The sequence below is a fragment of the Streptomyces sp. NH27 genome, from assembly GCF_056859195.1.
The window spans coordinates 1-10,974 of sequence record NZ_JACEGK010000250.1; the positions used below are offsets into that span (position 1 = coordinate 1).

Below are 10,974 nucleotides of genomic sequence, written 5' to 3' on the forward strand. Positions count from 1 at the left end.
CTCCGGCCCGCCGAGCCCGGCTTGGCGGCTGCCGAACCCCACCGCCGAATTTCCTTTGGGAGGGCCCGGACTCCGCGTTTTCCTCCTACCATGAAGCATGGGACAGTCAGGCTTACGTCTTGCCGCGCGGGGGGCCGGAGAAGTGATCGACGTGTTCATTTCCCACGCGCCGGGGGACAGCGAATGGGCCGAGGGGTTCGCGCACCGGCTGCGCCGAGCCGGCATCCGGGTCTTCTTCGATCAATGGAGCCTGAGCTTCGGTGATGTGGTGGTTCACCGGCTGGACGAGGCGATCCGCCACGCCGCCAACGGAATTGCGATCATCAGCCCGGAATCCGTCGACTCCCCGCGCGTCATGGAGGAGTACGCCGCCCTCGCGCACGCCTCCGCGGAACGCCAACTCCGCTTCATCCCGGTGCTGATAGGCGACGTGACGCTGCCGCCGTTCGCCGCGAACCGGGTCTGGCGTGACTTCCGCGATGTCGCCACGCACCAGTACGACGAGAAGATCGACGAGATCGTCGCCGTGATACAGGGCAAGGCTGCACCCGAAAGCGCGGAAGTGGCCGATGACAACCTCAAGGTGGCGCAGCCGGCGCCGCCGCGCCCGCTCACCGAACCGCCCGAGCACTCCTTCGTGGTCTGCTATGCGGGCGCCGATGCCGAGTACGCCCGGGAGCTCGTGCGGCAACTCCGGCAGGGCGGACTGCCGGTGTGGTCGATCGGCGACCTGCGTCCCGGCGACGCCCACTTCTGGACGGTCCGCCGGCAACTGCGGTACGCGGTGGGGATCGTCGTCCTGATGTCGCCCCAGTCGCAGGACTCCGACGACGTCACCCGGATGATCCTCGAAGGGCAGCAGCACGGGCGTCCGTTCGTGCCGATCCTGCTGCACGGCGAGCGCAACTTCCACCTGGCCAACACGTGGTACGTCGACGCGCGTGACGGCCGGCTGCTCGTCGACGACGAACTGGCCTTGCTGGCAAGGCTGGTGACCGCTGCGCCGGACGGCCGCGAGGTGGACCCGGTGGCAGTCCTCCCGCCGCCGCCGACCCGGCCTTCGGTCCGGGCCGTGCGCGTGCCGGCGGCCACCGGACTCGGCCGCCTGGACACGTACCTGGCGGAACACGAGTACGCGCACGCCGATCTGCTGACCACCTCGCTGCTGCTGGAGGCCGCGAACCGGGCCGGCGACGGCTGGCTCCGGGCGCGGGACGCCCACGCTCTGCCGACGGAGCTGCTGGCCGGCGTCGATGCCGTGTGGGCACGCCACACCCATGACCGTCAGGGGCTGCGGGCCCAACGCGGCCTCGCGCAGGTCCACAAGGGACGGCACGCGGAGTTCCTGGCCCTGTCGGTGGCCTGCGGCTGGCGGAGATCGATCGACGACGCCGTGCCCGCCGACTACCAGGAGTTCGCCGACCGAGCCGGGCCCGGACGCCGCGCCGGCTTCTTCCCGACGCTCCGCAACCCGCAGAACGAGCACTTCGCCGACTGGTACGACCAGTGGAGCGCCACGGCATTGGCCGTGCATGAACGCCTGGACGAACGGGGAACCCTGCAATGATCATCGCCCTGGTTATCCTCGTGCTTCTGGCCGTGGCAGCCGGCTATGTCGGCGTGATAGGGCGTGTGGTGGTACCGCCCGGCCATGTCGGGATCGTCCGGCGGAAGTACGGACCGACCGATCCCACGTTCAGGAGGGTCACCCCGGACAACAAGCGGGGCCTCCAGGCGCGGGTGCTGCCCACCAACCACTCCAGTTGGCTCGTCCCCGGCCTGTACTCGGTGGAGATCGTGCCCAGGGTGGACATCCCGGAGGGCAAGATCGGCGTGGTCACGGCGATGGAGGGCCGCGGCCGGCCGGGCGGTCGGCCGCTGGCGCGGCAGGTGGAGTGCGACAACTTCCAGAACGGGCCGCAATTCCTGCTCAACGGCGGTGAACAGGGCCGCCAGGTCAACACGCTGATGGGCGGCCAGTCGTACTACATCAACACCATGCTCTTCACCGTGGACATCAAGCCGCGCACGTACGTACCCCCCGGCACAGTGGGCGTGGTGGAGGCCAGGGCGGGTGGCATCCGGCCGCCGCACCGGCCGTTCGGCAGGCATGTGGAGTGCAACAGCTTCCAGGACGGGGACGCGTTCCTGTCCGGTGGCGGCGAGCAGGGTCGGCAGCTGGCGATCCTCGGCGGCGGTGCCCACTACGACATCAATCCGGCCCTGTTCAAGGTGACCACCATCGCCAACGTGGGGGAATCCCGCGACGGACTCACCGACGAGAGTCTCCAGGAGATCGCCATCCCGATCGGTGCGACCGGCGTGGTGGTCACTCTCGACGGTGCCGAACCCCCGCGTGACGGTTCGGCCGGCACCGTGGCGCCATGGGTCGAGGGCCACGGCAGCTTCCGGCTGCCGTGGGTGTTCCTGGCGGCCGGGGGCCGCCGCGGTGTGCAGCAGGAGACGCTCGGCGAAGGCGCCGTCTGCGCGCTCAATCCCTGGTTCGTCAGGGTCATGCTGATCCCGACCCGGCTGCTGATCCTGGAGTGGACCAAGAAGACCGGTGCGGAGGCGCAGCGCAACTACGACGCCGAACTCGAACCGATCACCGTGACCGTCCAGGGCCACCGGGTCCATGTGGAGATGAAGCAGAGCCTCCAGATCCCGGAGAAGGCCGCGCCGGTACTCGTCAGCCAGTTCGGCGGCACCACCTCGGGGATCGGCGGACTGTCCCACAACCCGGCGCCGGTCCAGCGGTTCGTCGAGCGGGTCCTCGGCGCCACCGTCGAGTCCTACTTCAGCGAGATCGCCGCGGCGGCCACCATCCAGGAGTTCCTGAGCAGGTACGCCGAGACGCGCACCGATCTCACCGCCCAGGTCCGCAACGCCCTGCTGGTGTGGGGTGTCGAGGCCAAGGGCACCACGCTGAGCGAGTTCCAGCCCGAGGACTCCAGCATGAACGAAGCGATGAAGCGGGAGTTCAACGCCGAGATGAACAACCGGTTCCTGGTGGCGAAGCTCGAGGGCGCCGGCACCGCGGACGAGATCGACGAGATCGAGGCGCGCAAGGACAGGAGGCGCATCGCCATGCGACTGGAGGCGGAGCTGAAGGCCGAGATCGACGCGCTCGGTCCCGAGAACGCCGCGGTCATCCGCATCGTGCGGGAGTTCGCCCAGTTCCAGGTGCCCGAGTACATCGGCGGCGGCGACATGACGGGCCTGGTGCAGGCACTTCCGATGGCGAACATGCGGGACATCCTCGGCAGGCTCCGCGAACTGCGCTCCGACCGCCAGGTCGGCCGGAGCGCCGAGGTGCCGATGCTCGACAAGTCGGCCGAGTTCGACGGGGAGACGGACGACGCCGCACCGCAGTGAGCGCCGGCCTACCGCGGTTCGTGGCTCAGTACGGCGATGTCGGTGCCGAAGCGGACGACGAGCCGGCCTTGGGGGGTTGTCGCGAGTGCCGTGACCGGGTGGGGGAAGACCAGTTCTTCGCTGGTCGGTCGGTCGGCGGTGAGGTCCCAGACGCGTACCGTGCGGTCCGCGCTGCCGGAGAACACGGTGGGGCGGCCGTCGAGGACCGTGGTGGCCAGTGCGCTGATCGAGCGGGTGTGGCCGGACAACGCGGGCTGCACCGGCTCGCCGTCGGATATGTGCCAGACACGGACCACCTTGTCCGCACCGGCACTTACGGCCGTCGCGCGGCCGTCGAGCCTGGTCACCGCAACCGCGATCACGTCGTCGGTGTCCCCGAGGTACGGCTGGCTCACCTCCCTGCCGTTGCGTACCTGCCACACCACGACCTCGGCCGACGCGTCGCCGCCTGCCGTGACGGCAACAGTGCGTCCGTCGTCGTCTTCGGTGACGGCGGCGGCGCGCACCGTTTCGTAGTGCAGGGACCGCAGGCGCCGTCCGACGCGCTTGCCGGTGGGCAGCACGTACGCCGCGACGGCGTTGTCGTAGGTTCCGGTGACGACTACCTGCCGGCCGCCCTCCTCGCCGGTCGCGATGGCGGTGATCTCGTTGCGGTGGTCGGTCGGGAACCGCGCGAGCTCGCGACCGTCGGACAGGTCCCAGACCGCGATCTCGTGGTCCGGCGCGGCGACGGCGACCGGGCGGCCGTCGAGTTCGGTCACCGTGAAGGTGACGAGGTGGCCGATGCGGATCGGCTCACCGACCCGGGTGCCGTCGGCCAGGTCCCAGGTATGCAGGTGGCTGTCGTCGGCGGCGACCGCCACCTCGCGGCCGTCGATCTCGGTGGTGGCGAGCGCGCCGAACGGACCCGCCATGCCCGGCCGGGGCCGGGGCGCGTCCGTGTCGGCTCCGGGTGCCGGACTCATGTCCCACACGAAGATGGAGTCGTCATCGCCGGAGATCAGCGTGGGGCGACCGTGCAGTTCGGCGAACGCCAAGGCGGCGGGGTCGTCGGTGTGGCCCGCCAATGGCTCGCCCACGGGCTCGCCGGTGGCGAGGTCCCATGCCTGCACCTGTGTGGGCGACTGCCGGGTGCCGCCGATGACCGCGACCGGGCGTCCGCCGATCTCAGCGATCGCCAGCGGGCGGGCACCACGGCCGGCGATGGGCAGTTGCCGGATCTCGGCGCGTGTGGCCAGGTCCCACACCCTGGCGGTGAAGTCACGGGCGACGGTGACGACCACCGAACGGCCGTCGACCGTCGCGGTCGCCACCCGGACGACCTCGCGGGTGTGGCCGACCAGCGGGTCGCCCAGCTGTTGACGAGTCGTCAGATCCCATACCCGGACGGTGCAGTCCCGGTCCGGGAACGATCCGCTCGCGGTGAGGGCGACCGGACGGCCGTCCAACTCGGTGACCGCGATGGCGTGGACCTCGGCCGTGTGGCCGGTGAGTGGCGCACCGAACTCGCGGCCCTCGGCCAGGTCCCAGACCTGCACCTCGCCCTTCGGCCCGCCGTAGCGCCCGCTGGACAAGGCCACCGGGCGGCCGTCCAACTCCGTTACGGCCACGGCCTCGACGGTGCCGGCGTGCCCGACCAACGGTGCCCCGACCTGCTTGCCGAGTGCCAGATCCCACATTCGGACGGCGCCGTCGCCACCCCCGGTCACGGCGACAGCACGGTCGTCGAGGGTGGTCAGCGCGAGGGCGTTCACCGCCCCCTTGTGCGCGGCCAGGTCCTCGCCGATCTGGTCACCGGTCACCGGGTCCAGGATCCGCAGCTTCCCGTGCCACCCGACGGTGACCACGGCGGCGCGCCCGGCGACGGTTCCCACGGCGAGCGCCCGGCAGCTCTTTCCGGCCAGGGTGAGTGCCATACGGTCGCTCAGGCCGGATCCCGTCGCCCAGTCCACCCGCCACGAGGCGCGGGACCGGGCACTCGTGGGCTGTTCGCGCGCCGGCCCCGCGGGCGTGAGGTCCCACAACAGCATGCGGTTGTCCCGGCCCGCGGTGACCGCGACCGGACGGTCGTCCAGTTCCGCGACTGCCACGGCGGTCAGCGCGCCGCTGTGCGGGTCCAGCGCCTTCCCCATCTGGCGGCCCTCGGCCAGATCCCACCTGCGCAGGGTGTGGTCGTAGCCGGCGGTGATCGCGATCGGCCGCCCGTCCACGACGGTGGTGACGATCTCGGCGGGGCGCAGGATGTGCCCGGGCAACGGCTCGCCGACGGTCTTACGGGTCGTCAGGTCCCATATGAGCAAGGCGTTTTCGGGTCCGCCGCCGGTCACGGCCACGGGGCGGCCGTGCAGGACGGCGGTGGCCACGTCGTCGCTGTGGCACGCCAGCGGTTCACCGATCTGCCGTCCGTCGGCCAGGTCCCAGATCCGCATCGTGCCGTCCCCGCTGACGGTCAGCAGCACCGTGCGGCCGTCGATCTCGGCGACGTCCGCGCCGTTGACCGGTCCGGTGTGTCCCTCCAGCGGCCCGCAGATCCGTGTGCCCGCCTCCAGGTCCCAGATCTGCACCGCGTCCGGCGGGTAGCCGCAGCAGATCGCGATGGGCCGGCCGTCCAGCATCGCCGTCGTGATCCTTTTGATATTGAAGTCGCCGGAGCGCAGGGCATCGCCGATTTTGGTAGTGGAGGCCAGGTCCCATCGTTGCAGGCCCTTGTCGTAGCCGGCGACGAGGATCGGCCGGCCGTGCAGGGTCGCGGTGGCCACCGCCGTGGCCCTCTGGTCGAGGACACCTACCTCGGTGCCGGTGGCCATGTCCCATACGCGCACCGTGTCGTTGATGTACTTCGCGCCGACGACAACCGCCTTCCCGTCGACGGTCGCGGTCGCCAGCGACTCGACCCTCTCGGTCCGCCCCTCAAACCGGCGGATCAGCCGATCGCTCGGCCTGTGCCCGGTGTCCCAGTCCACGGCCACGCCGGCATCCGGACGGTCAGGTGCGACCACGTCGGCGATACGCCGGGCGAGTTCGTCCGCTCCCCAGCGCGACGCGTCCAGGCTCAACGCCTGCCGACGACGGGCGGCGTCGACCCGCCGATGGCGCTGGAACGACGTCCGATACACCGTTGCCGCCAGACGGGCCGCGACGCTGGTTGCCTGGGGAAGTAGCGCAAGGACCTCGGCCGGGTCCGCATGCACCAAGTACTCGGGACTGCACAGCAGTTCGTCGACCCGCGGCAACCCGCGGGGAGTGGGTGTGATCATGCCGGGATGCTAGTGGCCCCGTCGGACACGGTGATCATCCTGCATGCGGCCACCCCGGACGGCATGCGGCACCGGTTTCGGCCGTTGCCGGCAGGACGTCGTAATGGCAGCCGCCGTGGGCACGTTCGCGGGGCTGCTGGCAGCGTTGGCGCTGGTCTCCGGTGCGATGCGGCTGGCCAGGCCGCGCGACCCCCGGACCCTTCACCTGGCGCCCGTACGGCAAGCGGCTGCTCATCGTCACCGGGGTCACCTGCGCCGTCGCGGGGCTGACCACCGTGTGGACGGGCCTGCCGTGGTTGGTCGTGCCCACGGTCTGCGGGGCGGTCGTCGCGGCAGCTTCGCCACCCTCGCCTTCCTCCTGGTCGGCCTGCCCGCCGGAGTCGTCGTGGACCGGGCACGTCAGCAGCGGACCGTGATGATCACGGCGGACGTGTTCCGCTGCACGCTGATGGTCGTCCTGGGCGTCAGCGCGCTGTCCGGTCACCTGGGGCTGGCACAGGTCTATGCGACCGTGCTGCTCATCGGGGTGTTCACGGTCTTCTTCGACGTGGCGCAACAGAGCTACGTGCCACGCGTCGTGCACGAGGACTTCCTGGAGTCGGGCAACGCCCGGATCGCCGCGACCCAGTCGGTGGCGCAGGTCGCCGCTCCCACAGCCGGCGGCCTGCTGATCGCCCTGCTCGGCGCGAAGACACTGCCGATGGTGCTCGCCGGCGCCTTCGTGTTGTCCACGATCTTCCTGCTGCGCATCCGGGCCGGTGAGCATGGGGCCAGTGGGCATGGGGCGGCTGGTGAGCGCACGGCCGTTTGAGCATGCGGCCGGTGAGCACCGGGCCGAGGCCGCGCGGCCCGAGCGGGTCCGGCTCGGCCGGGAGATCTGGGCGGGGCTGAGCTACGTCCTGAGAACTCCCGCACTCCGGGCCATCACGCTGTGTACGGGCTGGTTCAACCTCTTCGCACTGGTCGTGCAGTCCGTGATCACCGTGCGCCTGGTGCGGGATCTCGGCCTGCCGCCGACGTACGTGGGGGTCTACTTCGCCCTCGGCGCCTGCGGCAGCGTCACGGGCGCCCTGAGCGCCCAGTTCTGGGTTCGCCGGTTCGGCAGTCTGCCCGTCATCCGGCGGGCGACCGTGTGCACCGCCGTTCGCGCTGCTCGTCCCCGTGGTCACCAGCCGGGCCACCTTCGCCCTGGCGGGGCTCGGGTACTTCCTGCCGGCGGCCGGCGGCCGGCGGCACCGTGTACAACGTCGCCCAACTGAGCCTGCGGCAGCGGATCTGCCCGCCCGCTCTGCTCGGCCGCATGAACGCGAGTATCCGGTTCCTGGTGTGGGGAACGATGCCGCTCGGGGGCCTGCTCGGAGGAGCCATCGGCGTGGAGTGGTCGGCCAGGGCCGCACTGGTGGTCGGGGCGGGCGGCGTGTGCCTGGCGGGCCTTCCCCTCCTGGTGTCCTCGGCTCTTCGCCGGCCCGCCACAGCGCCGGGTCCCGACGGCACCCCGGCTTCGTCCGCCGACGAGGAACGGCGCACGCGGATGTCGTCGGGCAAGCGGTGGTGACGGGAGCCCGGTAGCGGGCGGTCGGTGAAGCGGCGGGTTGTCGTGGCGTGGGCGGAGGTGAAGCGGCGGGTTGCCGTCGTGCGGGCGGCCGGGGGCCCGGAAATCGCGCCGCGTCCGGCCGGGTACTCCTGCATTCCGGTGCGTTCCGGGCGTCCAACGCCGCGTCCGGCGCTCGTGACAGCGTGTCGAGTAGGGGAGTGCGTTCCGTGACGGGAGTCTGGTGGACTCAGGATCCCACCAGAAAGGGCCAGCATGCCCGAAGTGACCACACCGTACGCGACCGGCACCCCCTGCTGGGTCGATCTGATGGCGCAGAACCAGCAGGCCGCGCTGGACTTCTACCGCGACCTGCTCGGGTGGAGCGGCCGACCGGGCCCGGAGGAGTTCGGCGGGTACGCGGTCTGCGAGTTGCAGGGCAAGGCGGTCGCCGGGATCGGCCCGGCGATGGCGCCCGAGGGCATGCCCACTCCGCCGACCGTGTGGACCAGTTACCTGGCCACCACCGATGCCCAGGCCACCCAGGACGCGATCGTCGGCGCGGGCGGCACCTTGCTCGCCCCGGTGATGGACGTCGGCGGGCTCGGCCGGATGCTGATCGCCGCCGACCCGCAGGGCGTGGTGTTCGGCGTCTGGCAGCCCGGGGAGTTCTTCGGCGCCCAGATCGTCAACGAGCCCGGCGCGCTGGTCTGGAACGAACTGCACACCCCCGACGTGCTCGCCGCCACCGCCTTCTACGGCGAGGTGTTCGGCATCGAGTTCAAGCAAATGGAGGGCGCCGACGCCTACTGGGAACTGCGGGTCGGTGAGCACGCCGTCGGCGGCGCCTCGCTGCTCGCCAACGACCCGCCCGGTACGCCCGCGCACTGGCTGACCTACTTCGCGGTGGACGACGTCGACTCCACCGTGGACGCGCTGGTCAAGCGTGGCGGCACCGTTCTCGCCCCGCCGTTCGACATGGTGGCCGGCCGCATGTCGGTCGTCACCGACCCCCAGGGCGCCCCGTTCGCCCTGATCAAGCTGACCCCGCGGTAGCGCGGGGCCGCGGACGAAGGCGCGGCGGACGAAGGTGCGGCGGACGAAGGTGCGGCGGCGGCCGGGGGGCTCGGCGCCGCCCACCTCGCCGCCGCTCGCGCCTCACCTACACCTCACCCACGCCTCCAACTGGCCCACCGGCTCTCCCCTTGTGTGACGCAGGTCTCAAAGAAGCGGTGCAGCAGAAGGGGCCGCTCCGCCGTCAAAGGGGGGACACGAAGGGAGGGGCGGTGTGGCTCTGGCAGTCAAATGGAATTCCCTGCTTTCCGAGGCGAGCCGAACCGGTCGGTCCGGTCGGTCCGGTCGGCGCGTCCGGTCCGATCCGGCGTCGGCCGGCATGGACCCGGGGGATGATTTCCACTCCTTCGTCGCGGCCCGCTCGGGGGCGTTGTTCCGAGGGGCCCTGGTCCTGACCGGAAGCCGCGAGGCCGCCGAGGATCTGGTCCAGGAAACCCTGGAGCGCGCCTGCCGCCGTTGGCGCACCATCGCCGCCAAGGACGCGCCGGACGCCTATGTGCGGCGCATCATGGTGAATTTGGCCAACGACCGGTGGCGGCGATTCCGCCGTGTCGTACCCCAGCAGGACACCGGTGACGACCGGCCCGCGCCTGGCGACGAATACGGTCGTATCGACAGCAGGGACCAACTGTTCCGCGCGTTGCAACGTCTGCCGATAGGCATGCGCACCGTCGTGGTGTTGCGCTACTTCCACGACCTTTCGGATGCCGAAATCGCCGAGGACCTGCGGATCTCACCGAGCGCCGTACGGTCCCAGCTCACCCGCGGCCTCGAAAAACTCCGGGCCCAGATACCCGCGCTCTCCGAACCTTCGTCACCGCGGTCCCGGGAAGGAACCCACATCCGATGACCGGCTACGCATCGCCACCCTCGGACGGCCGGGACGGTGACGCCTACCTCGAACTCTTCGAACAGGAACTGGTAACCGCCTTGAACGACTTCGCCAATACCTCCCCCGCGCCGCACTTCGACGCCACCGGCATCAAGAGCCGCACCCGCCGCAGGCGCGCCGGCTTCATAGCCGCCGTCTCCGCAGCGGTCATCGTGGCCGGCGGCGGCACCGCCCTGGCCACCGTCGGCACCGGTTCGCACGCCACACGGCCCGCCGCCGCCCCCACCAGGACCGCGGTCAAGGGCGACTTCACCACGGTGCCGTACGTCAAGCCGTTCTCCCTGAAGGGCATGAACCTGGACCTGGCCAAGGAGGCGCTGGCGCAGGGCAACCTCAAGGTCGGCAAGGTCACCCACGGGGTGGTCGACAACTGCAAGCCGGGCTCGGTCATCGCGGTCTCCCCGCTCAGCCCGACGATCCTCTACGGCGGCGAGAAGGTCGACCTGACCCTCTGCGGCTGAACGGCCGCGCCGGCCTTACGACAGGGCGGTGGCCGACCGGACAACAGAGCGGTGGCCCCGCCGAACCCGGGGCCACCGCCCGCCGGCCGTTCCACCATGGGGTGTTCAACGTGCGGCGTGGCGCAGGATCGGGTCGTTGGTGCTGCTCGCCGCCGCATATCCGGTGCCACGCGAACGGGTCAGGGCGGATCAGGCTGCGGGCCGGGCTCAGCGGAATCGGCCTGGCCGCAGGGCCGTTGGCCGGCGCCGTCAGGCTGGCCGGCGCCTGCTCACCGGACTCCGGCTGACGCGGACCGGGCGCACGAGACGAGAGGCACGACCGGGACCGCTGCAAATCATTACCCGCGAGGGGACGCGGCGGGGGCGGGTGGACAAGTCGGGGAG

General features: G+C 71.0%; 9 protein-coding genes. 8 read left to right on the forward strand and 1 reads right to left on the reverse strand.

The genetic code is table 11. The features are described from left to right. Positions 1-151: 151 nt before the first annotated feature. On the forward strand, positions 152-1,567 hold the full coding sequence (locus tag AC13HU_RS20735; RefSeq protein ID WP_483043407.1) for a toll/interleukin-1 receptor domain-containing protein: 1,416 nt from the start codon (positions 152-154) through the stop codon (positions 1,565-1,567). Continuing rightward, a complete protein-coding gene (locus AC13HU_RS20740) occupies positions 1,564-3,375 on the forward strand; it encodes an SPFH domain-containing protein (RefSeq protein ID WP_483043408.1) in 1,812 nt (603 codons plus the stop codon). The genes AC13HU_RS20735 and AC13HU_RS20740 overlap by 4 nt, the downstream gene beginning before the upstream one ends. Positions 3,376-3,383: 8 nt before the next feature. On the opposite strand, the gene AC13HU_RS20745 is transcribed toward AC13HU_RS20740, so the two are convergent. Next, complete coding sequence (locus AC13HU_RS20745; RefSeq protein WP_483043409.1) at positions 3,384-6,632, reverse strand: WD40 repeat domain-containing protein; 3,249 nt, start codon at positions 6,630-6,632, stop codon at positions 3,384-3,386. Between the two features lie 292 nt (positions 6,633-6,924). On the opposite strand from AC13HU_RS20745, the gene AC13HU_RS20750 reads away from it, so the two are divergent. The 6 genes from AC13HU_RS20750 (at position 6,925) to AC13HU_RS20775 (ending at position 10,590) form a co-directional block, all read left to right on the forward strand. Continuing rightward, the gene (locus AC13HU_RS20750) at positions 6,925-7,443 is read left to right on the forward strand and encodes an MFS transporter (protein WP_483043410.1); all 519 of its coding nucleotides are present in this window, start codon (positions 6,925-6,927) and stop codon (positions 7,441-7,443) included. Next, complete coding sequence (locus tag AC13HU_RS20755; protein WP_483043411.1) at positions 7,424-7,891, forward strand: hypothetical protein; 468 nt, start codon at positions 7,424-7,426, stop codon at positions 7,889-7,891. Before AC13HU_RS20750 ends, AC13HU_RS20755 begins: the two co-directional genes overlap by 20 nt. Positions 7,892-7,932: 41 nt before the next feature. Continuing rightward, on the forward strand, positions 7,933-8,187 hold the full coding sequence (locus AC13HU_RS20760; protein WP_483043412.1) for a hypothetical protein: 255 nt from the start codon (positions 7,933-7,935) through the stop codon (positions 8,185-8,187). 252 nt (positions 8,188-8,439) lie between these two features. After that, on the forward strand, positions 8,440-9,219 hold the full coding sequence (locus tag AC13HU_RS20765) for a VOC family protein (protein ID WP_483043413.1): 780 nt from the start codon (positions 8,440-8,442) through the stop codon (positions 9,217-9,219). A gap of 337 nt (positions 9,220-9,556) precedes the next feature. After that, positions 9,557-10,087: a SigE family RNA polymerase sigma factor gene (locus tag AC13HU_RS20770; RefSeq protein WP_483043415.1), complete on the forward strand. Its 531-nt coding sequence runs from the start codon at positions 9,557-9,559 to the stop codon at positions 10,085-10,087. After that, positions 10,084-10,590: a PASTA domain-containing protein gene (locus AC13HU_RS20775; protein ID WP_483043414.1), complete on the forward strand. Its 507-nt coding sequence runs from the start codon at positions 10,084-10,086 to the stop codon at positions 10,588-10,590. The genes AC13HU_RS20770 and AC13HU_RS20775 overlap by 4 nt, the downstream gene beginning before the upstream one ends. The last annotated feature ends 384 nt before the right edge of the window (positions 10,591-10,974 follow it).

What these genes read in the sequence shown, in the direction of transcription:
- AC13HU_RS20740 (WP_483043408.1), top strand. Translation starts at nt 1,564, where the DNA reads ATGATCATCGCCCTGGTTATCCTCGTGCTTCTGGCCGTGGCAGCCGGC.
- AC13HU_RS20745 (WP_483043409.1), bottom strand. Translation starts at nt 6,632, where the DNA reads ATGATCACACCCACTCCCCGCGGGTTGCCGCGGGTCGACGAACTGCTG.
- AC13HU_RS20760 (WP_483043412.1), top strand. Translation starts at nt 7,933, where the DNA reads ATGAACGCGAGTATCCGGTTCCTGGTGTGGGGAACGATGCCGCTCGGG.
- AC13HU_RS20765 (WP_483043413.1), top strand. Translation starts at nt 8,440, where the DNA reads ATGCCCGAAGTGACCACACCGTACGCGACCGGCACCCCCTGCTGGGTC.
- AC13HU_RS20770 (WP_483043415.1), top strand. Translation starts at nt 9,557, where the DNA reads ATGGACCCGGGGGATGATTTCCACTCCTTCGTCGCGGCCCGCTCGGGG.
- AC13HU_RS20775 (WP_483043414.1), top strand. Translation starts at nt 10,084, where the DNA reads ATGACCGGCTACGCATCGCCACCCTCGGACGGCCGGGACGGTGACGCC.